This is a genomic window from Mucilaginibacter pocheonensis, from assembly GCF_031456535.1.
GTDB classification, from domain to species: domain Bacteria; phylum Bacteroidota; class Bacteroidia; order Sphingobacteriales; family Sphingobacteriaceae; genus Mucilaginibacter; species Mucilaginibacter pocheonensis.
Genome location: NZ_JAVDUU010000001.1, coordinates 1,305,340 through 1,331,209, shown reverse-complemented (window position 1 = coordinate 1,331,209; position 25,870 = coordinate 1,305,340). Strand labels below are relative to the sequence as shown.

The 25,870-nt window shown below is 43.3% G+C and carries 25 protein-coding genes; 8 read left to right on the top strand and 17 right to left on the bottom strand.

Features of this window, described 5'->3' with window-relative positions; translation table 11 throughout:
* Positions 1–86 precede the first annotated feature (86 nt).
* Positions 87–938: a hydroxymethylglutaryl-CoA lyase-like TIM-barrel protein gene (locus J2W55_RS05500; RefSeq protein WP_310092879.1), complete on the top strand. Its 852-nt coding sequence runs from the start codon at positions 87–89 to the stop codon at positions 936–938.
* Here the strand turns inward: J2W55_RS05500 and J2W55_RS05495 are convergent.
* On the bottom strand, positions 935–2,164 hold the full coding sequence (locus tag J2W55_RS05495) for an ROK family protein (protein ID WP_310092875.1): 1,230 nt from the start codon (positions 2,162–2,164) through the stop codon (positions 935–937). The genes J2W55_RS05500 and J2W55_RS05495 overlap by 4 nt on opposite strands.
* Before the next feature lie 183 nt (positions 2,165–2,347).
* Complete coding sequence (locus J2W55_RS05490) at positions 2,348–2,881, bottom strand: hypothetical protein (protein WP_310092871.1); 534 nt, start codon at positions 2,879–2,881, stop codon at positions 2,348–2,350.
* A 319-nt stretch (positions 2,882–3,200) separates the two neighbouring features.
* Here J2W55_RS05490 and J2W55_RS05485 point away from each other — a divergent pair, with 319 nt between their 5' ends.
* Positions 3,201–4,100: a hypothetical protein gene (locus J2W55_RS05485; protein WP_310092869.1), complete on the top strand. Its 900-nt coding sequence runs from the start codon at positions 3,201–3,203 to the stop codon at positions 4,098–4,100.
* A 10-nt stretch (positions 4,101–4,110) separates the two neighbouring features.
* A complete protein-coding gene (locus J2W55_RS05480; protein ID WP_310092867.1) occupies positions 4,111–5,022 on the top strand; it encodes a hypothetical protein in 912 nt (303 codons plus the stop codon).
* Between the two features lie 118 nt (positions 5,023–5,140).
* Here the strand turns inward: J2W55_RS05480 and J2W55_RS05475 are convergent, their stop codons facing one another.
* The 5 genes from J2W55_RS05475 to J2W55_RS05455 form a co-directional block, all read right to left on the bottom strand.
* Entirely contained in the window at positions 5,141–7,558 is a 2,418-nt protein-coding gene (locus tag J2W55_RS05475) for a glycoside hydrolase family 3 N-terminal domain-containing protein (RefSeq protein WP_310092865.1), read from the bottom strand.
* Positions 7,559–7,728: 170 nt separating this feature from the next.
* Positions 7,729–7,890, bottom strand: a complete 162-nt coding sequence (locus J2W55_RS05470) for a hypothetical protein (protein ID WP_310092863.1) — start codon at positions 7,888–7,890, stop codon at positions 7,729–7,731.
* A 140-nt stretch (positions 7,891–8,030) separates the two neighbouring features.
* Positions 8,031–9,050 (bottom strand): alpha/beta hydrolase family protein, encoded by a 1,020-nt coding sequence (locus tag J2W55_RS05465; RefSeq protein WP_310092861.1) that lies wholly within the window; start codon positions 9,048–9,050, stop codon positions 8,031–8,033.
* A 69-nt stretch (positions 9,051–9,119) separates the two neighbouring features.
* The gene (locus J2W55_RS05460) at positions 9,120–9,689 is read right to left on the bottom strand and encodes a Crp/Fnr family transcriptional regulator (RefSeq protein ID WP_310092859.1); all 570 of its coding nucleotides are present in this window, start codon (positions 9,687–9,689) and stop codon (positions 9,120–9,122) included.
* Between the two features lie 57 nt (positions 9,690–9,746).
* Positions 9,747–10,295 carry an O-acetyl-ADP-ribose deacetylase gene (locus J2W55_RS05455; protein ID WP_310092857.1) on the bottom strand — a complete coding sequence of 183 codons (549 nt, stop codon included), beginning with the start codon at positions 10,293–10,295 and terminating at the stop codon, positions 9,747–9,749.
* A 52-nt stretch (positions 10,296–10,347) separates the two neighbouring features.
* Here J2W55_RS05455 and J2W55_RS05450 point away from each other — a divergent pair, with 52 nt between their 5' ends.
* The gene (locus J2W55_RS05450; protein ID WP_310092855.1) at positions 10,348–11,226 is read left to right on the top strand and encodes a hypothetical protein; all 879 of its coding nucleotides are present in this window, start codon (positions 10,348–10,350) and stop codon (positions 11,224–11,226) included.
* Positions 11,227–11,246: 20 nt separating this feature from the next.
* On the opposite strand, the gene J2W55_RS05445 is transcribed toward J2W55_RS05450, so the two are convergent.
* Genes J2W55_RS05445 through fdhD form a run of 3 tightly spaced genes read right to left on the bottom strand, consistent with a single transcriptional unit; the run spans position 11,247 to position 14,875 of the window.
* Positions 11,247–13,589 carry an FdhF/YdeP family oxidoreductase gene (locus tag J2W55_RS05445; protein WP_310092852.1) on the bottom strand — a complete coding sequence of 781 codons (2,343 nt, stop codon included), beginning with the start codon at positions 13,587–13,589 and terminating at the stop codon, positions 11,247–11,249.
* Positions 13,586–13,942, bottom strand: coding sequence for a DUF7009 family protein (locus J2W55_RS05440; RefSeq protein ID WP_310092849.1), 357 nt, complete (start codon positions 13,940–13,942; stop codon positions 13,586–13,588). The genes J2W55_RS05445 and J2W55_RS05440 overlap by 4 nt, the downstream gene beginning before the upstream one ends.
* A gap of 54 nt (positions 13,943–13,996) precedes the next feature.
* Positions 13,997–14,875 (bottom strand): formate dehydrogenase accessory sulfurtransferase FdhD, encoded by an 879-nt coding sequence (fdhD, locus tag J2W55_RS05435; protein WP_310092846.1) that lies wholly within the window; start codon positions 14,873–14,875, stop codon positions 13,997–13,999.
* Positions 14,876–15,309: 434 nt separating this feature from the next.
* Between fdhD and J2W55_RS05430 the strand changes: the two genes are divergently transcribed.
* Positions 15,310–15,552 carry a MoaD/ThiS family protein gene (locus tag J2W55_RS05430; protein WP_310092844.1) on the top strand — a complete coding sequence of 81 codons (243 nt, stop codon included), beginning with the start codon at positions 15,310–15,312 and terminating at the stop codon, positions 15,550–15,552.
* Positions 15,553–15,633: 81 nt separating this feature from the next.
* Positions 15,634–16,056 (top strand): molybdenum cofactor biosynthesis protein MoaE, encoded by a 423-nt coding sequence (locus J2W55_RS05425; protein WP_310092842.1) that lies wholly within the window; start codon positions 15,634–15,636, stop codon positions 16,054–16,056.
* A 360-nt stretch (positions 16,057–16,416) separates the two neighbouring features.
* Here J2W55_RS05425 and moeB read toward each other — a convergent pair whose 3' ends face one another.
* The 5 genes from moeB to moaA all read right to left on the bottom strand — a co-directional run bounded on the left by moeB (position 16,417) and on the right by moaA (position 21,535).
* Positions 16,417–17,472 carry a molybdopterin-synthase adenylyltransferase MoeB gene (gene moeB / locus J2W55_RS05420; protein ID WP_310092840.1) on the bottom strand — a complete coding sequence of 352 codons (1,056 nt, stop codon included), beginning with the start codon at positions 17,470–17,472 and terminating at the stop codon, positions 16,417–16,419.
* Positions 17,472–18,638: an NTP transferase domain-containing protein gene (locus tag J2W55_RS05415; protein ID WP_310092838.1), complete on the bottom strand. Its 1,167-nt coding sequence runs from the start codon at positions 18,636–18,638 to the stop codon at positions 17,472–17,474. The genes moeB and J2W55_RS05415 overlap by 1 nt, the downstream gene beginning before the upstream one ends.
* Entirely contained in the window at positions 18,619–19,089 is a 471-nt protein-coding gene (gene moaC, locus J2W55_RS05410) for a cyclic pyranopterin monophosphate synthase MoaC (RefSeq protein WP_310092836.1), read from the bottom strand. The genes J2W55_RS05415 and moaC overlap by 20 nt, the downstream gene beginning before the upstream one ends.
* Positions 19,090–19,237: 148 nt before the next feature.
* Positions 19,238–20,434 (bottom strand): molybdopterin molybdotransferase MoeA, encoded by a 1,197-nt coding sequence (locus tag J2W55_RS05405; protein WP_310092834.1) that lies wholly within the window; start codon positions 20,432–20,434, stop codon positions 19,238–19,240.
* Between the two features lie 111 nt (positions 20,435–20,545).
* A complete protein-coding gene (moaA, locus tag J2W55_RS05400) occupies positions 20,546–21,535 on the bottom strand; it encodes a GTP 3',8-cyclase MoaA (protein WP_310092831.1) in 990 nt (329 codons plus the stop codon).
* Positions 21,536–21,731: 196 nt separating this feature from the next.
* Between moaA and J2W55_RS05395 the strand changes: the two genes are divergently transcribed.
* Positions 21,732–22,883 carry an XdhC family protein gene (locus J2W55_RS05395; protein WP_310092829.1) on the top strand — a complete coding sequence of 384 codons (1,152 nt, stop codon included), beginning with the start codon at positions 21,732–21,734 and terminating at the stop codon, positions 22,881–22,883.
* Between the two features lie 15 nt (positions 22,884–22,898).
* Positions 22,899–23,483, top strand: a complete 585-nt coding sequence (locus J2W55_RS05390; protein WP_310092827.1) for a nucleotidyltransferase family protein — start codon at positions 22,899–22,901, stop codon at positions 23,481–23,483.
* Between the two features lie 84 nt (positions 23,484–23,567).
* On the opposite strand, the gene J2W55_RS05385 is transcribed toward J2W55_RS05390, so the two are convergent.
* Positions 23,568–24,728 carry an aldose epimerase family protein gene (locus J2W55_RS05385; protein ID WP_310092826.1) on the bottom strand — a complete coding sequence of 387 codons (1,161 nt, stop codon included), beginning with the start codon at positions 24,726–24,728 and terminating at the stop codon, positions 23,568–23,570.
* 50 nt (positions 24,729–24,778) lie between these two features.
* Complete coding sequence (locus J2W55_RS05380) at positions 24,779–25,834, bottom strand: UDP-glucose--hexose-1-phosphate uridylyltransferase (protein ID WP_310092824.1); 1,056 nt, start codon at positions 25,832–25,834, stop codon at positions 24,779–24,781.
* Positions 25,835–25,870 lie beyond the last annotated feature (36 nt).

The window sequence follows — 25,870 nt, the reverse complement described above, 5'->3', positions numbered from 1 at the left end:
ATTGAAATATGGCGAACTTTGATATAACGGATAGATTTGAAGTTTGAATCCAAAACTCATCACGCCAAACATACCACTTATAATCAATGAACATAAAAATAACGGAATGTCCGCGCGATGCGATGCAGGGCCTGCATGATTTTGTGCCAACAGAGGTGAAAGCGGCTTATATTAACCTGTTGTTACAGGTAGGATTTGATACTATCGATTTTGGCAGTTTTGTATCTGCAAAGGCTATACCTCAATTACAGGATACCGCCGAGGTTTTGAAAAAACTTGATCTAAGCAGTACAAGCTCAAAGCTATTGGCCATTATTGCCAACTACCGCGGTGCCGAAGATGCGGTAAAACATGAAGAAATAGCCTTTCTGGGATACCCGTTCTCTGTATCTGAAACCTTTCAGCTTCGTAACACTAACACCACCATATTGCAGGCATTTGATAATGTAAAACGGATAAATGAGTTATGTGTAACCAGTAATAAACAATTGCTGGTTTACCTTTCCATGGGCTTTGGTAACCCTTATGGTGATGAATGGAACACCGACATTATTGAACAATGGACGGATAAACTGGTAAATGAAAATATAAATTATATTGCCCTTGCTGATACCATTGGCATTGCAAGCGCCGAACAAATCAGCAGCATTTATCCAAATCTTTGCCGTAAATTCCCTAAAACAGAATTTGGCATTCACCTGCACAGTACCCCCAGCACCTGGGAACCCAAGATAGAAGCCGCTTATAAAAGCGGATGCAAACGATTTGACGTAGCATTAAAAGGTTATGGCGGCTGCCCAATGGCTTCAGATAACTTAACAGGCAATATCGCCACCGAAAACCTGATAAGATACCTTCAAACCCAAAACGAGCCCCAGGAGCTTAATTTAGGCAAATTTCAGGATGCCATGGATTATTCAGGAAAAGTGTTTGGTTAAACCACAGCTTTCGCCGCTTTACTTACTTTAGCTTTAACCGTTTTATCAAAATTTTCCATAACCAGCACCGCTGCACCTACCAGCTCGGCATCAAAGCCGAGTTCAGACACCAATAACTCGGTACCGCCGGCAAGCCTTGGTATGCAATATTTATGCAGGGCTTGCTGTATGGGTGCCATCAATATCTTGGCAACTTTTGCCCCCCTGCCACTTAATACTATAATGGCCGGGTTCATAATATGAATAAGGATAGCAAGCGCCTTACCTATTTTATAGCCTGCATCTGACAATAGTTCAATAGCAAACTGGTCGCCGTTATTAGCGGCTTCCAGCAATGCATCGCCCATTAGCTTGGAATGATCATTACTATTATATTTTAAGCTGGTTACACGCCCCTGCTTAATACCCGCAATGGCTTTTTGAGCTACCACCAGCATGGAGGCTTCGGCTTCCAGGCAACCGCGTTTACCGCATTCGCAAAGGGCGCCGTCTTCAGACAATGGGATATGGCTCAGTTCACCTGCGAAACCATTATGCCCTCTGAAAAGCTTGCCATTCACAATCATTCCCAAACCTATACCCCAGCCCAGGTTAATAACCATCACTTCGTTTTGCGATTTGGCTATACCAAATTTTTGTTCGGCAAGAGCTATCAAACTTGAATCGTTATCGATATAGGTAGTAATTCCCGTTTTTGCTGTGAGATAAGCGGTTAAGCTTTGTCCGTTGGCATCAAGATAGGTGTAATTGATACCTTCTGTAACGTTTATAAAACCGGGCATTCCTATGCCTATGCCAGCAATCTTCTCCTTGGGGACACTTGAATTTTTAATGTAGCTATTGATCTGCTCGGTCAGCTTAGCCAAAGCATCAGGATTATTGAGCAGTTTAAGCTCAAAAGTAAGCATATCTGCCACCGCGTTATTCAGCAGGTCAAAAAGCTGTATGCGCGCGGTAAGCTGATCTAATGCTATAGCAAGTATATACATAGCATTTGATTTTACCGAGTACATCAGCGGTCTGCGCCCACCGCTTGATGGAGCGTATCCGTCCTCAACCACAAAGCCTTCATGCATCAGTTCATTTACGGCCTTGGCTATTGACGGGATGCTTTTATCAAACAGCTCGCTCAGCCCTGCACATGACATCGCTTTATTAAAATAAAGCTTTTTGATGATCATATTTTTTAGCTGACTGCCCTTTACACCTTTATTCTCAAGTTCCATTCAATAATTAATAATTGGGTTTATAACAGGCAATACCTTAGTGTTTTGAATTGTATAAAAATATAAATAAAGTATTTAACTACAACTGTAAATATTACACTTAAGTTAGTGTTTGGTTAATTGACAAAATTAATGAAACAATTGCCTACAAGAAGTAAAAAAAGATATTGTTGAGGTTTCGTCTTAAGGTAACATCCAGAACCGCCAGCCACCCCAATAATCAGCATACTGGGGCTCAAATTCACGAAACTGATTAGCCGCCGGCAAGTTATGGGCCGAAGCATAAGTGTTGTAAAGTAATTCGGTATTAAAATTATTTAATCGTTTGTTTTTCAAGTTATATACCATATAACCAGAGTCCACCGAGGCGCACAGGTGATCTTCTTTAACCAAATAAGTGTCTATATGTATCTGGTTTGACTTGCCGTCGGGCACAAAATAGGCAAAACTATCGCCCTGGCTCATGGTTTCGCCATGTCCCAGCGGGACATAAGAATCATCGCCAAGCCCGTGGTTACCATAATAGGTAAAGGAAAATATAAATAATACTGCTGCCAAAACTTTGTAAACCACCAGGAATTTATACCACTTAAAATCAAAATTTTTCTTCCTCAGCTTGCTGATAATTACCCACACCAAAAAAATTAATGCAGTATAAATAAGCCCTAACAGGACTATTTTCAAAATCTCGAACAGGAAATGACCAAGTACAGCCATATTAGTTTATTTAAATCCCCACCCTTTGCACAAACCTCATATATTAACTTTCGGTATATGTGGTGATGGTTTGTAATTTCATATCTGGTATAAATATATTAAATACTTCTTGTCCGTGTTTACAACGCTCACTTTTTACAATAAGGCAATTGCAAAATCTCCTCATAAAAAACACATAAAACTTAAAACATCTGGCTTCATTACGTTGTTAGATCAGTTCATCACTTAAATCATATAATTATTTTGTGCCCCATCTTTGTTATTTTATTGAAGACCAGTATATTTATATAATATTTTAACTATATATTAAACTAAGCCGATGAAACATAAAATTCTACTCTGCAGTATTTGTGTATTCCTCTTTTTTTCCTGTAAGAAAGAAAAAAAGCCAACCAATGCACAAACATATCCCATAAGCTTTAAGGTAACAGGTTTTTCACAAACACAGGTACCTATAGGCGGTGTGGGTAAAACAAAGACGGCGGCACTTGCCACACAAGCCACCGATAGTATTCCGGTGCAAAAGTTAGTTTACATACTTTTTTCGACAGGCGACGCACATGCCACTACTTTAAAAAGATTTACCAAAGGAGATGCCGGTTTCGGCACTATTACAGATAATGTGCCCCCCGGAAACTATATAGCTACATTTATAGGAGGATCTGATAGATTAATAGTGGAAGACGACGAAGGCAAGGGTGAATACACTCCGTTTTATTTCCACTATCCATCAAATCAATGGGATGATACTTTTTATAAAAGAGTGCCTATCACAGTTACATCAAGCGGCATAAACCAGGGTGTAGCGATTGATAGGTTTACTTCAAGATTAGATTTGATTATTAAAGATGCCATACCTGCAGGCACATCAAGAATAACGGTGACCTTTAGTGATACCTCTCTGGTAGACGCTAAAAGCGGCTTAAAGTTTTATCCAGGTACCAATTTTACCAGCAAGACCATAAACGCTGCAGATATTGGCAAAACCAATTACACTATCACCATGTACAATTTAAACAATATAAAACCTTTTGACGTATCTATAAGCTACTATGGTATAAACCCTAACGGACCGCTTGACACAAAAGTTATCAGGAACGTGGTATGCAAAACAAATACCAGAACTATACTTTCGGGTGATTTATTTACGCCTACAAACAGCGAGTTTACAATTGCCATAAATCAGGATTGGAATACACCGGTAACAGTTAACTTTTAAAACTACTCACATGAAAAACGCGTTAATTTGCTTCATATTGATCAGTATAGTACTGTTATCGTGCAAAAAAGACAATCATAACAAAACAACAGAGCCTCAAACTAAATTGTACCCGGTTACTTTTACCATAAGCAATTTTACCCAACAGAATGAACCAATAAACCAGAAAAGCAAAACTAAGATAAATGCCACTGTAACTCCTGACTCAAGCACGGTTAAAAGGCTGATTTACAAAGTATACGACTCCAGTAATACATTAAAAAGAACGATAGTTGTAAACAAAGGAGGTCCCGGATTTGGAACATTTAAAGACAGCCTTGCAACAGGTAATTATACAGCCGTTTTTGTAGGTGTGGTGAATGTAACCAGTTTTGCGGACGACGGCAGCAAGTTTTACTATATTGATAACAGTACAGGTACTCCCAGAAAAGCAGATCCTTCGGAAACTTTTTACAAAAAAATAAGTTTTGCAGTAGGCAGCCAGCATTTGCAGCAGAATGTTGTTCTGGAACGTTTAAATTCTCAGATACAAATTATTATGAAGGATGCTATTCCTTCCTATATTCGTTCCATCAGATTAAATATCACGGGACAAAATCTATCGTATTCTTACTTAGGAGATACATCATCTGACGAATCTTCTATAACCATCCTTACTCTTATTCCAAGTGATAAGATCGGCACTACAAACTATACGCTCAAAACTTTGCCTAATTTGTTAAATACAAACTCTACGGTAACAGTGGAGGTAATATCCTATGGTGCCGAGAATGTAGAAGCGACACGGAAAACAATAAGCAATATCACGTTGCAACGCAACACGCTCACCATTTTAACCGGAAACGTATTTACGGGTGATACCAATGGTTTTACGGTTACTTATAATTCAGTTTATAATCCTGATATTAATGTGGGCTTTTAATGCTTTGCAGCTGTATTTCGTTATAACTGTATCAAGCCCCAAAAAGGCTCCGGATTATATAAAATCCGGAGCCTTTTTATTTTACTCTCGTTTTAGTTTTTTAGCATTGTGCTAACCCCTACTGTACTTCAAACTCCTTCCTGAGCTTTATATCCACTGAAGAACTACCTATCATTACCATAAATTTACCGGGTTCAACTGTCCAGTTCATATTCTTATCCAGCAGGGCAAGATCGTCCGGATGCAGTGTAAATTGTACCGTTTTCTTTTCGCCGGGAGCAAGGTTAATACGTTCAAAACCGCGCAGGTCGTACTCATAGGTAGTTACGCTGCTTACCTCATCTTTGAGGTATAACTGCACTACTTCATCACCTTTGCGGCTGCCGGCATTTGTTATATCAAAACTTACCTGTACGTCCCCCTGTGAGTTTTCTTTTTCGGGCGATACCTGCAGATTGCTGTATTCAAATTTAGTATAGCTCAAGCCAAATCCATAAGGATAAAGCGCGCCGTTTACGCTGGTTTTACCCCAGCTATTGTCTCCCCCCTGGCCAGCTTGCGAGGCTGGTTTAAACGGAAAGTTAAACTCAATTTGCCCGGTGGTTTTTGGAAAAGTTATTGGCAGCCTGCCGCCAGGGTTATTATCGCCAAATAAAGTTTCGGCAACCACCTGTCCGCTTTGCGGACCAGGGAACCAGGCTTCCAAAATGGCGGGTACATACTTGTTTTCCCAGTTAATGGTAAGCGGCTGGCCGTTTATCATTACCATCACCACGGGTTTGCCGGTTGCTTGCAAAGCCTGGATCAGCTTGAGCTGGCGTCCCGGCAAATCAAGCCCTGTACGCGAAAGGCTTTCGCCTACACGCTTCACATCCTCACCCACAACGGCTATCACTACATCACTTTTCCTGGCCTGTGCTACTGCCGAATCAATACCGGCTTGCTCCTGGGTGGTTAAAGGGGTCTCAATGATCTCGCTTTCCGGCCAGGTAGGGTCAACTACATCACAACCTTTCATATAATTAACGTTTATACCTTTACCTACATAGTTTTTAATACCATTAAGCACACTGGTAACCGGGTTGTGCGACGGGCCATAACGGCTGGTGGCATAATTCTCCTCAGCAGCCAACGGACCAGTAACCAGGATATTTTTCAGCTTGCTTTTGTCCAGCGGTAGCAGATCGCCCTCGTTTTTGAGTAATACCATCGATTCGCGGTTCATTTTAAGCGACATGGCATCGTCGGCAGCGGTATGCACCTTTTTGTTAGATGATTTTGGATCTTTTACATATGGATCATCAAATAAACCCAAACGGAATTTAACGCGCAGCACATCCCCTACCCTTGAATCAATAATTTTCATGGATAGTTTATTCTCCTTAATCAGCTCGCGCAAGGGCATAATAAAGGTTTGCGGCATGGTAAAATTTGTACGCACATTTAAGCCCGCCTCAACCACTTGCCTTACAGCTTCTTTGTAATCGGCCGCTACATGATGTTTGGAATAAAGGTATTCCACCGCCTCACTGTCTGATACCACATAACCATTAAAACCAAATTTTTGACGCAGCAGCTCGGTTAAAAAATAATAGCTGCCGGTTATAGGCACGCCGTCCCAATCGTTATAGCTGCTCATTACGCCCATAGGATGAGCTTCCTGTATCACCCTGCGAAATGGGTATAAATAGATCTGGTACATTTCGCGCGGCGCCACATGCGGATCGGTACGCGCACTGCCGTCGCGGCCACCCTTAGGCACGCTATATACAGCAAAATGCTTCAGGGTTGATGCAACACCTTCTTCCTGTATGCCTAAAACCATTTGCTTGCCAAGTTCTGCAATATGAAACGGATTTTCACCATAACATTCTACCACACGTCCCCAGCGCTGGTCTCGCGCGGGATCAAGTATGGGGGCGTAAACATTGGTATAGCCCAGGGCCTTTGCCTCGCGGCCAACGGTTTGGCCAGCCTGCCGTACCAATTGCTTATCAAAAGTGCTGCCTATAGATATAGGCGCCGGCAATGGTGTAGCGCGGTCATGGTTAAGGCCGTGTATGCCCTCATTGGTAAAATCAACCGGAATACCCATGCGGGTTTCCTCTACAAACCATTTTTGAACAGTGTTGATAGCTGACGCGTGTTTACTGTATGGAAATGAATATTCCGTATATGCTTTATCAGTTGTTGAAGTAAGGTTATTAAGCTCTTCATCAATGTTGGCAATGCCATCTTTCCAAACTTCGTTTTTCCAGTTGGGTACGGGCATCTCATCTTTTAAAACTCTTTTATAGCCATACAGGGTGGCCATCTGGCAAGTTTTTTCTTCAACGGTCATTTGGCTCAGCAAATCGGCAACTCGTTTTTCAACGGACTGCGATGGATCTTCAAACACATCCATTTTGCCATTTTTATTAAAATCAATCCAGCCTTTATGGTAAATATTTTTTTGTTGCGCTGAAGTTGTTAGCGCGAGCCCGGCAATAAGTCCGGACGCCAAGCTGATACGTAGCTGGTAATACTTTTTTCTCATGCAGATGAAATTGCGGTTAGTAATTTCAAATATATGTTTTAAGTACTACGTTTCGCGGCGTTAGCAATAGAGTGTATTAGAGAAATTACGAAAACGATTGCGAGAATCACCTCCGCCACTTTTCGCTCTCTATTTCACAACAGGTAAAGCTGTTGGTTACCAAGCGCGTTTTATAGTGCAGGAATATCCCAGTCATTATCTGTAAAATCAGGATTTATGGTATAGCTGGTGTAACTAATGTTTGATTTTTGCACTCCGTTTGTTTGTATCTCAGTTGCCGGAAAAACCACCCCATCTATTGTGTTATAGCTTGTATAGGCAGATGTTTCCATTTGCTGATTTACTTTAGTTCCTTCTCCTGCCAACTGGTTGTTATTACTCTGCAACCGGCGAAATCTGCAAAGTTTAAACGCTTCTTAACTATTTTTTAACAGGCTTTAAAATCAGTCAGTGAAATTACAGTGCTCAGATACTACTTCAAATTCCTTATAAAAAAATCTGCGGCCAAATCATTAACCTTTAAATGTACCTGATGCCTGTTCACTGATGGATCATCTGTAAAATATATGGGAGCTTCTTTTTTAACTTCATCAATAGCTTCTGGCAGCATTACGTAGTGCCCGGTTTTGCCGGGATTTTCATAGTACTGTGAGCTTTTAATAAGTTCATGATAATGCTTCGCGTTTGTTTTTACAGGGGCTATGCTATCACTTTGCGAACCAACAATGTACACCGGCTTGATTATGTTCTTAACCTGCTTACCAGCCACAAAGCCTGGACCTAAAGCAGGCGATATGGAGAAAAATGCTTTAATACGCTTATCCTGTAACGGGGGATAATTTTTTGCTCCTGCCAGGAGTGTGCTGTCATCAAGAAATTTTGCCAGATTTGGGTATTCCGGTATCTCCAGTTCTTTATGGCCTATTGTTTTATAATAATTACGGAGGGTCATAAAGTCAAATTTACCACCTGCCAGCGCTATAACGGTAAATCCGCCGAATGAAAAACCAGCCGCACCTATTTTTTCGGGATTGATGACCGGTTTAAAGTCAGCGTCGTTTAACAGGCTTGTCAACACGAAGCTGATGTCCTGCGGGCGTTCCCAGGGTTTTACAAATTCAATTCCTATTTTATTATCAAAGGTATTACCCCAATGATCAACGGCGGCAACAATAAATCCGCTTTTTACCAGGGTATCGGCCAGCCACTCCAGGCTAAGACGGCTACCCCCTGTACCGTGCGAAAGAATGATCAATGGCAATCTTGCTAATGGTAGTCTACCATCGTGCACCGTATTTACGCGAATAAATGGCGAAAAAGCTTTGTCGCTTTTTTTTAATGTATCGGTTGTAGGGTACCAAATTTCAGTAGTTAAAGGCCGGTTACGTTTTTCGTCTTTAAAACGGAGGGTACGCTGGCCTATTTGGGTTTGCGCGCAAATAGTATGGTGTAAAAGCGCTATGATAATGGTAATGTATATTGACTTATGCATAATGTTGAAGGGTTTATCATACAAAGCAAGCCAATACTTAACTTAAAAAGATTGACAATAGTCAATAAATCATTTCTTTGATTTGAGACGGCTCAGTGTTTCCTGTGAAATACCAAGGTAATCGGCTACGATCTTGCCAGGCAGCCTTTGAATTATACCGGGCTGGGTTTTCATTAATATCTGGTAGCGCTCTTTTGAGTCCATGGTGATCAAACTCTCAATACGCTCAATAGCAGCTATGTAATCCTGTTCCAGGCCTAAACGGTACATGGTTTCCCAACCGGGTATTTCGTTCATTAATTTTTGGCGGTCAGCATAGCTTAAAACCAGGAGTTCGGATGGTTCAAGGCTTTGTATTGATGCCAGTGAGGGTTGCTGCCGTATAAAACTGGGAAAGGCCGTCCCAAAATGATCTTCAAATATCAGGAACCGGGTAGATTCATTACCCTTATCATCAATTAAAAACACTCTTAAGCACCCTTTTATCACAAAAAAAATATGCTTCACAATGCTTCCTTTTTCAATCAGGATCTCATTCCGCCCGCTTGATCTTGGCTTAAAGCATTGGCCAATAAGTTGCTCATGTTCTGCAGAGAGGTGGATCTTCCCTTCAAATTGTTTTTTTAGCGCCGGGTGCATATGCTAAACATAAACATTATTTATTAGCTGTCAAATAGCTGTTGAATTACCTATATATTACAAAATATGCTTATTAACATTTAATGCCCTGTTATATATCTGATAATTCTCATCGTCAAAGCAAACAAATATTACCTTTTGTATGGTATTGTTAGCCATTATAAAACCTTTTACAGTTTTAATAGCTATAGCGGCTGCTTTTTCTTTGGGAAAACGGTAGATACCGGTACTGATATTAGGGAAAGCAATGCTTTGTACCTGGTTTTCAGCGGCCAGTTTCAAACTGTTCAGGTAGGCAGAAGCCAATAGTTCATCCTCGCCTTTATTGCTACCGCTATAAACCGGACCAACCGCATGGATCACGTACCGGGCCGGCAAGTTGCCGCCAGTGGTTATCACTGCTTCGCCGGTTTTACAGCCGCCCTCGCGGTTACGTATCTGTATGCACTCGTCCAGTATGGCTTTACCGCCGGCGCGGTGTATAGCTCCGTCAACACCACCGCCGCCTAATAAAGAAGTATTGGCAGCATTTACAACGGCATCAACTTTTATCCTGGTGATATCTCCCTGTATTACCTCTATCTTATCATTGGCCATATTGTTCATACTTATTTATAAACATGTTATCTTATTTTTGTTTGGATATAGTTACAAACCTATGAAACAAGAACAAGCTCATCTGGCAAACCGGGATTACAGTTCCATCAGCCCTTCGGCACAGGCTTTATTACTATTGAAAGGCTTTACTGATATACCTTTTGCCCGGAAAGCCGCAGAACTGATCACCAGGCCCGAAAATTATGAACCGGATTTTAATATAAGCGATTTTGCTTTTTGGGCAAGGCTTTTACATTTTGAATCAAGGTACAAAAGTATTGATCAATTACTTTCGCCGTTGCAGGTTAAAAACATTTTAGAACTATCTTCTGGTTTTTCATTCCGCGGGCTCGATAAGGTTCTCGGCGAGGATGCTCATTACATAGATACTGACCTGCCCGATGTTATTAGCACTAAATTACCCCTTTTGGCTTCTTTACAACGTGACATGATACCGAAAGGCAAACTTGAAACACTTCCCCTTAACGCGCTTGATGAAGCGGCGTTTGAAGCTACCGCAGCCCATTTTAAAAAGGGCGAAATTGTTATTGTAAACGAAGGTCTGCTGGTTTACCTGAATACAGATGAAAAGAAAAAGCTGTGTCATAATATCCGTAGCTTATTGGAAAAAACCGGAGGTTGCTGGATCACCGCGGACATTTACATTAAATCGGAAAGAAGATTTTCTAATTTCCTTCCTGATGACAAACTGCAACAATTTTTAAAAGAACACCGGATAGAAGAAAATAAATTTGACAGTTTTGAACAAGCCGAAGCTTTCTTTAAAAGTGAAGGCTTTTTAATAGACAAAGAAGCGGAAGCCGAACATCAAAAGTCAGGTTCGCTAAAATACCTTATAGCGAATGCATCCAAAGAGCAATTGGAGGGTTTGGGCCGTAACGGGCGAATACGGGCCTCATGGCGTTTAAAACTGGCTTAAGCCCAATGCTGCCTAACCGTTCAGCTTGACCAAACTGCGGTAATCAGAGGTTCCTGATGCTTTTTCACCTTGATAAATACCAGTTTTGATGTTGGTGTATTACTATTTTCGGCTACACTGTCTATCGGTATTAAAACATTAGCTTCGGGGTAATACGTAGCAGTATTTCCTTTTGGGATGCCATAGGGTACTACCACAAACAAACGGGCTACACGTTCAATACCTCCATGGTAATTATACAGATCAACCTGCTCTCCTGATTTAAAACCTGATTTTTGTATGTCCTCCTCATTCATGAATATAACGCGGCGCTCATTGTGGATGCCCCGGTAGCGATCATCAAGGCCATAAATGGTAGTATTAAACTGGTCATGGCTCCGTATGGTGGTCATCCGGTATTCATCCGCGGCCATATGGTGTTCTGGCAAATCAGCTATGTTAAATCCTATCCTGTCGCCATAATCTTTACTGTTAAACTTACCTTGCCGCGGTCCGTTAGGCAAATAAAAGCCACCAGGGATGCGAACTTTGCTATTATAATCATCAAAGCCGGGTATTACTTTGGCTATATCATCCCGCACCGCGTCATAACTCTTTTCATATTTGTCCCAGCTGATAACCGAGCGGCTACCTAAAGTGGCCTTGGCCAGCTTGCAAATGATCTGATTTTCATTCATCAGATCTTTAGAAATTGGCTCCAGCATTCCCTTTGACATCTGGACCACCCCCATAGAATTTTCACAGCTAATAAATTGTGCTTTGCCGTCAATTATATCTTTGTCACTGCGTGATAAGGTTGGTAATATCAATGCCTCATCGCCGTGCACCAGGTGACCGCGGTTAAGCTTTGTAGATACATGAACCGACATTTCGAGCTTTCGCATTGCTTCGGCAGTGTAAGTGGTATCCGGCGTGGCCGAAAGGAAGTTGCCACCCATTGCAAAAAACACCTTCAACTTACCCTCATGCATGGCCTGTATCGATTCTACTACGTCATACCCATGCTCGCGCGGTGGCTCAAACCCAAAAACCTCCTTCAGCTTATCTAACTGCTGAGGCTTAGGTTTATCAAATATCATCATGGTACGGTTACCTTGTACGTTACTATGCCCGCGCACCGGGCATAATCCGGAGCCTGGTTTACCAATAGCACCTTTAAGGATGGCCAGGTTAACTATTTCCTTTACCGTAGCCACGCCATTTTTGTGTTGCGTAACACCCATGGCCCAGCAAATTATGATACGGCTTTTATCTTTGAGCATATCTGCCGCCTGTTCAATTTGCGTTAATGGAACTCCACATTCCTGTGCCAGATGGTCGAGGTTAAACTGATTCAAATGGTTGAGGAATGCCTCGTAACCTACCGTATTGCTCGCAATAAACTCCTGATCAAACACTTTACCCGGATTTTCCAGTTCGGCTTTATAAAGCAGTTTTTCAATAGCTTTCAACAGGGCCATATCCCCGTTAATTTTTACCTGCAGGTACAGATCGGCCAAATGGGTGTTAATGCCTAACACACCCCTAACAGTTTGGGGATTTTTAAAACCCATGAGGCCTGCCTCATGCAAGGGGTTTACAGCAATGATCTGTGCTCCGTTTTCCTTTGCCTTTTGCAGTGCGGTAAGCATCCGCGGGTGGTTAGTTCCGGGATTTTGCCCTATTACCACGATGGCATCGGTATCATAAAAATCATTTAATATAACCGTTCCTTTGCCTATGCCAATAGCCTCAGCCAATCCAAAACTGGTTGATTCATGACACATATTGGAGCAATCGGGCATGTTATTGGTACCAAATTCCCGTATAAATAACTGATAAGTAAAAGAGGCTTCATTGCTGGTGCGCCCCGAAGTATAAAATGCAGCCTCGTTTGGCGATGCCAGGCTGTTCAGCTTTGCAGCTATCTTCTTAAAAGCTTCATCCCAACTGATGGGCTCGTAGTGCGTACCACCTTTAGGCAGGTAAACTGGCTGGGCAATACGCCCCTTTTTTCCTATTTCATAATCATTTAACTTAGCCAGGTCTGCTACAGAATTTTGGGCAAAGAAATCAGCGGTCAGCTTTTTTGTGGTCGCTTCCTCAGCCAGCGCCTTGGCACCGTTCTCGCAATATTCCGCAATCGGCGAACGATCATCATCAGGGTCGGGCCAGGCGCAGCCTGAACAATCAAAGCCATCTTTCTTGTTCATTTTAAACAAACCCTTCATTCCGCGTACAAAACCTGCTTCCTGTACTATATCAGCCATGGCCGCCGTTACCGCCGGTATACCAGCTGCCCATTTTTCAGGCGCTGTTAATTTGAGACCAAGCAATTCTTCGGGATTCTCGGCGTCCGGCTGTTCTTTTATTTCCTTGCTCATTTCTTTTTAGGCGCTAACGGATTGGGGTAATTATCACTTTGATCTTCGGCCACGTTATCCAAACAGGTAAAATCTTTTTCAACCAGTAAATGAAGGCTGCCATGTGTACCCTCGAAACCTACTTTATCGGTATTGGCAAACTCCAGCATCAGTTTTTTGGGCAGATACATGGTGATGGTGTCATTTTTATAAGTGGCCGACAGTTGCTCTTCGTCTGTCACCCTCAAGGCATAAAAAAGCCGCTGGCTGCCAAAATCAACCTCCTCTTGCACATACCCTTCTTGTGCGAGCATCGATGTATCGCTGCGGGTAAGCCTGTATCTTAGTGAATTACCTTTAATTCGAATTTTCATTGATATGATCTTTTTGTAACAACGATGAAGCTATCACAAACGATTTTTTTAAATTTAATGGTTACTTACAGCAGGTTCATAACTTGTTGATATAACGCGGTGTGCAGCGGTATATATATTAAAACGTTCATCGCGTAAAAAACCTATGAGCGTAATGTTAAATTCTTCGGCCAGCTGTACAGCCAAACTTGAGGGGGCACCCACTGCCGTAATGATATTGATACCCGCCATAGCTGCTTTTTGCACCAGTTCAAAGCTCGCCCTGCCGCTTAATAACAACACCGTTTGATGCAGGGGCAGCCAGTTATAGTTAAGTGCTGCGCCTATTAACTTGTCAAGCGCGTTATGCCTGCCAACATCCTCGCGCAGGAGTAATAGTTCGCCCGTTGCGGTGAACAGCGCTGACGCGTGCAGGCCACCGGTATCATCAAATACCCTTTGGTGCCGGCGTAATATAATGGGCAACTGATACAAAATATCTGCTTGTATCTTATCCTGATCGTCTGCACGTTCGGTAAAATCACTTACGGTGCGAATAGCGTTAATAGAGCCCTTACCGCAAACCCCACAGCTGGAAGTGGTATAAAAATTACGTTCCGCGTTTTGTAAATGCGGGATAATATCGGGGTTTAAACTTACCTGTACCACATTTTCCTTGTTTTCGGAACAGGCTATCAAGCAATGCTGGGCCGATGCGATATCCTCGGGATTTTTGATGATCCCCTCAGTAAATAAAAAACCGGCTGCAAGCTCCGTGTCATGACCGGGGGTACGCATAGTAACCGAGATATTTTGTACCTGCCGCTGCCCTTCAGGTCCATGTTCCAGCCTGATTTCCAGGGGTTCCTCAATGGCAAGGGTATCAGTAGCTGCGGCGCTTTCAGCGGCATTTATTCTGATGATCTGTACACTATGTGTGGAGTTAATTGCCATGTGTAAATATACAATTTAGGGTGCGGGTTTGTTTAGGTGTGCTTGTTTAATGGTGCTAACTATAAAAACTTTTTAACGTTTCATTTTAACATAAAAGAGCCTAAAAACAACCCCAGATTGAGTAAAACTAGATCAAAAAATATCCGGCAACGTCAAAAAGCAATCAATTTTAACACTTTTTTAGTCGTTTTTTGAAAATTTAAGAAGTTTTAATGTTTTGATAAATAATACATTAAAACAGGGTCATTTACTTTTAGTACGCTTGTACGTTTAACTAAACAGCCCGCTCCTCTTTTTTATCAGAAGACCGGGCTGTTGGTACATAAATATACAAAAAAATCACCAACTAAACTCACAATGAATAAAAAACCAATTTCATTTTATTAAATATAAACGACATTTGTTTTATAAGCTATTTGCCCTAATTTTGAGTTATGAAGATTAATGTGCTGGCATTTGGTGTGGCAAAGGAGATATTTGAGAGTTCGCAGGTTAGCCTTGAATTAACAAACGATGCCACTATTTACAATTTAAAATATTTGCTTGAACAGCAATATCCGCGGTTAAAACAGCTGGCGTCGTATATGATAGCTGTGAATAACGAATATGCCCTACCCGGCGATACGATACATGAACGCGATGAAATTGCCATTATTCCGCCGGTTAGCGGAGGATAATTGGAAAGGCAGGGACTATTGGAGCATTTTTAAAAATAAACAGAAGTCCTTGATCCGTACATCCAAAATCAACATATCACCATGAATAACATTCAAATACTTCTTTCGGCCGAAAGCCTGAACATATCCTCCTGCATAGATTGGATCATGTCGCCCGAATCAGGGGGGATAGATGTATTTATTGGCACTGTACGCAATGCTACTAAAGGCAAAGCTGTTCTGAAACTTGATTTTGAGGCTTATGAACCCATGGCGCTCAGCGAAATGGAAAAAATAGCCCAGCAGGCTTTTGCCAAATGGCCGGTGCAAAAAGTATTGATCCACCACCGTACCGGCGCCCTGCAGGTTGGCGAAGTGCCGGTTGTTATAGCCGTATCCGCAGCTCATCGTGATGCTGCTTTTGATGCCTGCCGTTATATTATTGATACGCTGAAACAGACTGTCCCCATCTGGAAAAAAGAAGCTTTTGAGGATGGTGAAGTTTGGGTGGCGGCACATCCCTGAGATTTCGGATTTTGGATTTTCGATTTCGGATTTTTGGGCGGGCTTGACGGCGCTGCATGGCGTATAAGATTTCTCACTGCCGTTTCGAAATGACAATTGGGGTATCAAATATTTAAGACCTTTGTCCCCTCGGGGTCTCTCGTAGAGGACCCTGAGGTACGTCCTGAGCAATACTGGTCGTCGTATAAGATTTCTCACTGCCGTTTCGAAATGACAATTGGGGTATCAAATATTTAAGACCTTTGTCCCCTCGGGGTCTCTCGTAGAGGACCCTGAGGTACGTCCTGAGCAATACTGGTCGTCGTATAAGATTTCTCACTGTCGTTCGAAATGACAACAGTGGGGATATCCCTGAAGAACTTACTCTTCTAAATAAGCTTTCAAGCCGCCATTTAATGAAAACACGTTGGCATCTGGGATTTTTTTGAGGATAAGCTTTACGGCTTCTTCGCTCCTTTTTCCTGTGGAGCAGTAAAGCACTTTGGGTTTAGGGTCGGTAAAATATGCCAGGTAGCCTTCCAGTTCATCTATAGGGATATGGATACCGCCAATGTCAAAAGCATCGCGCTCCTGCTCGGTACGCACGTCAACCAGTTCAACGGTGTCGGCAACAATACGCTCTTTTAGCTCAGTTACGGATATGCCGGGAATATTTACCGTTGCCGACAAACCCCTGACCGGTGTTTTTGATGTAGCACCGATTTTGATGATGCGGCTTTGCATACTCTGCGCGTCAAATATCAGTATTTTGCCAGCCAGCAGCTCACCGGTCCGGGTAATGTATTTTATCACCTCATTGGCCTGCATACAGCCAATAATGCCAGCCAGCGAGGGTATTACCCCGCCCTCGGTACAGTTGGGTATCTGTGTGGGGTCAACCTTCGGAAAAAGGTCACGGTAATTGGGCGATCTGGCATCCTCATTATACACTATATTCCAAACGGCAACCTGGCCCTCAAACTGGTATATGGCTCCATAAACCAGTGGTTTTCCCGTCATTACACAGGCATCGTTCAATAAGTACCGGGTTTCAAAATTATCGGTACCATCAATAACAATATCATACTGGTGTATGATGTTCAATACATTGTCTGAGGTGATCTTTTCTGTATGCGGAACAAGCTTTATATCGGGATTTTGCGCCTGCAAACGGCGGCAGGCAACAGCAACCTTGCTTTGGCCCACATCGGCCGGCGAATACAGGATCTGACGGTGCAAATTACTTACCGATACCACATCATAATCGGCTATGCCTAAAGTGCCAACACCGCTTGATGTTAAATACTGCCCGGCCGGGCAACCCAAGCCACCTGCACCAACTATTAATACCCGGGCCTGCTGCAAAAGCTGTTGTGTTTCTTCGCTAAAGCCGGGCAGGGCCATCTGGCAGCTATATCTTAAAATATCTGTTGTCATCAGTTAGCGGCTGTTTTTTGATGAATAACTCTTTTTACTTTTTCCAGTTCCTCAGGCGTGTTCACATTGGTCAGCGCTTCAGGATCGGGCGCGTTCAGCAGGTTTATGTCTGAATTGATGAGCACCTTGCGCGGGCACGAATACCCCTGCGCCAAAAACGACAGCATTACCGGATAACTTTTAGGTTCCCATATAGCTATTAATGGCTCAGGGAAACCGGTTACAACGCTATGATAAGCCGTGGCTATTGCCGAGCTATTACGCCAGGCTACCAGGTTGCGCAGCGCGGCCTCGTCCAGTAAAGGCAGGTCGCAGGCTATAACAAGCCAGGCATTATCAGGCTTTTCGCGAAAGGCCGACAAGATAGCCCCGAACGGCCCCAGTCCTGTAAAGGTATCTTCCAAAACAGGGTATTCCGGGTCAATTTCGCTATGCTGACCGGGGCGGCGCGATATAAATACCTCGTTGCAAAAGGGTCGCAGCAAATCGGCCATATAAAACCGTTGGGGTTTACCATGCCAGTTAACATTTCCTTTATCAAAACCCATACGCTGGCTTTTACCACCGGCCAGCACCAAACCGTTCAGTACGGGCCGGGCCAGTTTTAGTTTGGTTTCAAAAAAAGCAATGATCCTTTCCCTGTCTGATAGCCTGAAAACAGGTATCTGCTGCCAGTGAGGGATGGCTTCCTGTACAAAGTCAAAAAGCTCGTCGCTGTTATCGGCCAGTAAAAACAACTCCACATTGGTTAGTTGTTCAACCCTTTTTAATAACGACGCCTTTTTATTGAGATCAATAATCACCACCTGAGCCTTAGCCTGCTGGTGGTTCCCGTTTACCAAAATCAGGTCGGCATTGGCAAAAGCCTGCTTCAGCTGATAGGGCTTCACCGGGTTTTGAAAGTTATACTGCTGATAGTTTATCTGGTCGGTATAATCAAGTATGGCTCCGTTGGTGAGCCTGCCGGGTACCAGCGTAATATCATCATTATGCGATGTATCGGCATAGGCGCATTTGTAAACCGGCGATAAAGCGCCTATAACATCATGGGCCAGCAATTTAATAACCGTACACGGGCCGCCCACAATGGCCCACTCATTACGGCCAAAGTTGCCCGATGCAGCCTTTGCCAGTTTCGCGTGTTTTTTATGCTCGTTTAAAGTCATGCTTACCTCCTGTTTTTTCCATCAGTTTGGTTTCTTTGATCAAAATATCATGGCTCATGGCCTTGCACATATCATAAATGGTAAGCGCGGCTATTGATGCGCCTACCAATGCTTCCATCTCAATTCCGGTTTTAGCAGTAATGCTTGCCGTACAATCAATCACTATCTCCTGCTGTTGGTTAACCTGTATGGTTATACTGCAGTTATCCATGCCCAAAGGGTGACAAAGCGGTATCAGCTCGCCGGTTTTTTTAGCGGCCATAATGCCCGCGATAACAGCCGTTTGAAACACCGGACCTTTCTTGCTCATCAAATCGCCATTAACCAGGTGCTGCAATACTTCATCGGGCAAAACAACCACGCTGCGGGCAGTAGCCGTACGCCGGGTAACCTGTTTTTCAGTTACATCAACCATTGATGGATTGCCTTGCTTATCTATGTGGGTTAACATCGGTTTGTTTTCTTTAGTTTTTGTTTGAAGTGTTTTGGTCTGAACCAGGATTAAACAGATTCATCGGATTAAAGGATTTTGCTCGGCAGTATTAGAAAAATCGCGGCGATCCCTTAATCCCATAAATCCCGGTTCAGACAAAACAAATCTAATCGAACCTCAATACTTTAAACACCTCTCCTTTTTTAAAATCACTTTTTTCAGCCGGCAGCTCTAAAAAGGCGTCTGTATCTGCTAAGTTAGCAAAATCACCTGAACCATTGCCTTCAATTGGCGATGCCATTAACTGCCCCTGCGGGTTACTTTGCAGTTTTACCTGTAAAAAATATTGTATAGGGGGCTGAAACTGAAAATCCCTGTTTAAAACTGCATATACGGGCAATTGTTCGGGCAAGCCCAAAGTGGCCCTTAGCCAGGTTAAAAAATAGCGGTGCAGGCACATGAATGTGGCCACCGGGTTACCCGGAAAAGCAAAGACAACAGCCCCGCTTTGATACCTGCCAAACCAAAACGGCTTGCCGGGGCGCTGCGCCACTTTGTGAAAAACCTTTTCAACCTGCAAATCTTCCAGCGCCTGGGGTATGTAATCAAATTTACCCATGGATATACCGCCGCTTAGCAGCAGTACATCGTAATTTTGCAAACACTGCTGTATCTGTGTTTTGGTGATCGCGGGGTCGTCGGGAATGTGAATAATGTCGGGCTGCAGGGAATGTTGCTGCAAAACCGCCTTTACGGTATAGCTGTTTGATTTCCTGATCTGGTAAGGCGATGGCGTTTCGTGTACATCAACCAGTTCATCACCCGATGATATAATAACCACCCGGGGAAGTTTTTTAACCAGCAAGTGTGTTTTACCAACTGATGCTGCCAGGCTGATAATAGCCGGAGTAATCAAAAGGCCTGGTTCGGCCAATACGGCACCCTGTTTTTTATCGGTTCCCTGCAGGTGCAGGTTTTGCCCGTGTTTTATATCACGAACGTGAATACTGGCCAGGCCGGCGCGTATGGCTACATCCTCATAACGGATAACGGTATTAACAGATGCAGGTATTACCGCCCCTGTCATGATCTCAATACACTCATCAAGCTCATCAATGGCAACAGGCTCGTCGCCCGCGGCCTGGGTAGCTTTAATTTTAAAGGTAAGTATACCGTTTTCAACAGCCTGGTAATTAATGGCTATGCCATCCATGGTAACCCGGTTAAAGGGCGGCAGGTCGCGGTCGGCTTTTATAGCTTCGGCCAGCACCCTTCCCAGCGCCTGTTCAAACGGAAGGCTTTCGGTACCATAATCTTTTAACTGTGCCAGTATCAGCTTGCCGGCCTCTTCAACAGTAGTCATATATATATTTTGAAGTTATATAGCATCAGGCGGCGGGTATCAAGTAACGGGATCTTTAAAGTTTAATAAATGTAACATCCTGATAATCGCTACTCCCTACTAATCATACACTCACCCGCCTATGGTAGCCATTGACTCATGAATGCCGGGGTGCACTACCCGCAGGCGTTCGGCCTCCCAGCCGTCTTTGGCACGGCTGCCAAAGGCTTTTAGTAAGGCGATCTGCAATTCATCGTCGGTTGCCCCGTTTCGCATCATATCTTTTATATTAAGCCCGCCATCATCATACAAACAGGTTTTCAGCTCGCCCGGCGGGGTTATCCTGATGCGGTTGCAGGTGCCGCAAAAGGTACGCGAATATGCCGCTATAATACCTATGCTGCCTTTATGCCCGGGTATTTGATAGTTGTAAGCTGTTGAATATGCAGGATCTTTTATTTTTTGTATCTGCGGATATTTGCTTTTTATTTCATCCAATATGCGTACATAATCCCATTGCAAACCGGTATACACGTGCCCGTCGCCGTTAAAAGGCATTTCTTCAATAAACCTGACGCTTACGGGCAGGTCCTTGGTCATTTCAACCAGCGGAATAATATCCTGCGTATTTTTTCCCTCCATTACCACAGCATTTATTTTAACTTCAATGTTGTGTTTAAGCAGGGCATCTAAAGCAGCCATTACATGGCCAAATTCATCGCGGCGCGTTATGGTAAAAAAACGATTGGCATCAAGCGTATCCAGGCTCAGGTTTACAGATCGTACACCTATTTTTTTTAGCTCGGGTACATATTGCGCGGTTAAAACCCCGTTGGTAGTTAAGCTTAGATCTTTTAAGCCGTTGAGCCGGGATATGGATGTAAGCAGCTGCATAATATCCTTGCGTACAAAAGGTTCGCCCCCGGTTATCCTGATCTTTTCGATACCCATTTTAACCAGCAGGCTACAGCTGCGCAGCATTTCCTCGTAGCTCATCAGCTCAGCGCGCGACAGCCAGTTAAGGCCATCCTCGGGCATGCAATAAAAGCAGCGCAGGTTACACCTGTCTGTTACTGCCAAACGCAGGTAATTGATCTTCCGGCCGTGGTTATCTGTTAACAAGGCAAAATACTTTAGTTAATTATTCTTTAAACAACCTTTACGTGTTAAAAGTTGCGTATTGTAAAAGTAAATATTACAAACGGCTACTGTGTTTTTTAAATGTACTTTTTGTATAACAAAATTGATAGTATGGAGTATTTATTATTATTGATAGTTTTCATTTATATTTACGTATCTGCAATTTAATAATCTATTTGTGAAAGAACTACGGGATATTGTTAAGGCCTTTGACATCGCCGACAAAAACGGAAAGCAAACAGCACTGGCTACGGTTGTGCACGTGGAAGGCTCATCATACCGCCGCGCAGGCGCGCGTATGCTGATCACCGACGACGGACAGCTCACCGGGGCCATTAGCGGCGGTTGCCTGGAAGGCGACGCCCTGCGCAAAGCCCGCCTGGTTATGGCCCAGAATAAGCCCATGCTGGTTACTTATGACACTACCGACGATGACGACGCCAAACTTGGCGTTGGCCTTGGCTGCAATGGCATTATACATATCCTGATAGAGCCCATATCAGCCTTGAAACCTGATAACCCTATACAGCTTTTTAAATTATTTTTAAGCAAGCGCGAGCGGGTTGTGCTCATCACCCTGTTCACCTTAAACAACAAACAGGCCCCACAACCCGGCACTTGTTTGCTGCTGACGCAAAACGAGGATATAAAAGGGATGTTTCCGGATGATGCGATAAAGGACATGTTACTGGCCGATGCTAAGGATGTTTTAGTTAACGGGAACTCAGTAACCAAAACCTACATATATGGCGATAAGTTTACCTGCTTTATTGAACTGCTGCAACCAACAGTTTCGCTGGTGATATTTGGGGCAGGCAACGATGCCATTCCGCTGGCCCAGCTGGCCGGGGTGTTGGGCTGGCATGTTCATATTGTTGACGGCCGTTCCAACTATGCCATACCAGAGCGGTTTCCAACGGTTCAAAAGATCATTATGGCTAAACCGGAGAGCGCGCTTGCTCAAATAGTGATAGATGAGCGTACCGTAATTATACTTATGACACACAATTATAATTATGATCTGTCGGTATTAAAACAGTTACTGCCGCTCCAACTTCCCTATGTAGGCGCGCTGGGCCCTAAAAAGCGATTACAACGTATGCTTGACGAACTTAAAGATGAAGAGATGGAAATTACCGCGGAACAACTGGCAAGTGTTTACGGTCCGGCAGGGCTGGATATAGGATCAGAAAACGCTGATGAAATTGCGCTGTCTATCCTTGCCGAAATGCAGGCGGTGTTAAAGAACAGAACGGGCACTTCATTACGCTATAAAAGCGTGATCCATAACCGTGTGCCAGAGCAGATCATTACCCAGACCATGAATTAATCTGTAATGACCGGGATGATCATACTTGCGGCGGGCTCATCGAGCCGGTTGGGCACGCCTAAGCAAAACCTTATTTACCAGGGTCAAACGCTGCTGCAGCGGGCCATACATACGGCTGTAACTTCGGCATGCTGCGAAAAAACAGTGGTAGTACTGGGAGCCAATGAGGGCATGATCCGCCCGAGTATCTCCGATGAGTTAATATACATTACCTATAACCCCTTTTGGCAGGAGGGCATCGCATCGTCTATCCGGCTGGGCATTACCGAATTATTAAGAATTGAGCCCGGTATTACTGCGGCCATTATTATGCTGTGCGACCAGCCCTTTGTTGACCCTTTACTGATACACCAGTTAACCGAAAAAAAAGCTAATAGCAACAAAGGCATCATTGCCTCTGCCTATCGGAATACCCTGGGTGTACCTGTTTTATTTGATGCTTCCTATTTTCCGCAGCTATTAATGCTGCAGGGTAAAGAAGGCGCCAAAAAACTGATCAAAACTTTTCCCAATGATGTTGCGGCAGTCGCCTTCCCGCTGGGCGCTATTGATATTGACACTATTGATGACTACCGGGAGTTAGGCTCGCCCCACTTCTGAGTTTCGGTTTGACTGATAACAAAAAAGGTGCTGCCAGCCGGCAGCACCTTTTTTGTTGCGATTTTTAATAAATATTTAATGAACTTATTTAACTACAGAAAATTTGTATAATGACTGTGTTTTATAAGTTTGACCTGGCTTAAGCTCTGTTGAAGGGAACTGCGGCTGGTTTGGCGAATCAGGGTAATGCTGTGTTTCCATGGCAAATGAAGTACGGAACTCATCTTTAATACCACGCTTCATAGCGTTTTTTGCCTGCATAAAGTTACCGCTGTAAAACTGGAGGCCAGGCTCCTCGGTAAATACTTCCATTTTTATACCGCTCTTATCTCCAATTACTGTAGCTATCGGCGTTTTAATGTCATGTTTGTTAAGTACAAAATTATGGTCATAACCTTTGCCATTTTTTAACTGTATGTTGTCGTCATTTATTCTTTGGCCAATGGTAGTTGGTTTAGTAAAATCAAACGGTGTACCTGCTACCTTTTCAATTTTACCTAACGGTATCAGGGTTGAATCAACCGGGATGTAATTGTCGGCATCAATTTGTACCAGGTGACCTAAAATACTACCGCTGCCTTCGCCATTCAGGTTAAAAAAGGCATGGTTGGTTAAGTTAACCACGGTGTTTTTATCGGTGGTGGCTTCATAAACCGCTTTAAACTCGTTATCATCGGTTAAGCTGTAAGTAACTTTCACATTCAGGTTGCCAGGGAAACCTTCTTCCATGTCTTTTGATAAGTAAGTAAGTTCCAGCGTTGTCGAATCAATTTGCTTACCATCCCATACCACACTCTGATAACCATTTGTACCGCCATGCAGCATATTAGGAGTATTATTTATTGACGACTGGTATTCCTTACCATCGAGCTTAAATTTGCCTTTGGCTATGCGGTTTCCATAACGGCCTATGGTTGCGCCGTAATAATGCTCTGTTGAATTTATAAAGCCGTCTACACTTTCAAAACCTAAAACCACATCTGTTAGCTTGCCGTTTTTATCAGGAACCAGCAGGCTCACTATACGGCCACCATAATTGGTGAAGGTAGCAACCATGCCGTTTTTGTTTTTAAGGGTATACAAATGTGTTTGTTTTCCATCGATTGTTTTTTCAAATGCAGAGGCTGAAGTTTGAGTACTATCCGTCATAGTTGTTTTTTTCTTGTCAGATGATTGATTACAGGCCGCTAAAGATACACATGCCGGCAAAATAATTAATGTAAGGTTTTTAAATAACTTTTTCATAGGTTCATAATGGCTGGTTTATAATGTTGGTCTAAATTAGTATTTTTTACCTATCTCGCGCTCTTATAATGCACTTCGCTTAAATTTCTTAGCTTTTCGGCGGCAAATTCAGCAGTAATATCGCGTTGAGGATTGGCAAGCATTTCATAACCCACCATAAATTTTTTAACCGTAGCCGACCGCAGTAAAGGCGGATAAAAGTGCATATGCCAGTGCCAGTATGGATGGTCGCCCATGTTTACCGGTGCTTGGTGCATGCCCGACGAATAAGGGAACGAAGTTTCGAACATATTGTCATACCTTACCGTAAGCCGTTTAATAGCATCGGCAAGGGCAGTTTTTTCGTCATCAGTAAAATAAAGCAGACTGGTGATATGCCTTTTACTTACAATCATGGTTTCGTATGGCCAAACCGCCCAAAAAGGAACTAACACAACAAAATGCTCGTTCTCAAAAATAATACGTTCGCCGCGTTTTAATTCCAGTTGTAAATAATCGCCCAACAGGCTGCGCCCTTTTTGTTCAAAATATTCTTTTTGCTGCTGGGTTTCTTTAGCAACCTCAACCGGGATACTGTTTTGCGCCCATATTTGCCCGTGAGGGTGCGGATTGCTGCAGCCCATAATGTCCCCTTTATTTTCAAATATCTGGATGTGTTTTATCCAGGGATAGGTGGCCAGGTCCTGATATTCTGTTTGCCACACGTCAACCACTTTCCGGATATCTTCCGTTTTCATTTGTGGCAACGTAAGATCATGGCGGGGAGAAAAACTGATCACCCTGCAGATGCCGCGCTGGCTGTTAGCAACTAATAGTTCATCATCATTCAATCCGCCATCAGGTGTATTTAAAAGCAACGATGAATAATCATTGGTAAAAACATAACTGGCTTTATATTCCGGATTTTCGCTCCCATCGGCTCTTTTGTTGCCCGGGCACAAATAACAGTTAGGGTCATATTCAGGCCTTTCATCGGCCTGGGCAGCTTCTACTTTGCCTTGCCATGGACGTTTGGTACGGTGCGGGGATACCAATATCCAATCGCCCGTTAAAATATTCAAACGGCTATGCGGATGCTCTTTCAGATCAAAATTTTCGTTGTTCATCTCGTTTAATTAATTCAGGTTTGGCGGGTATGCGCC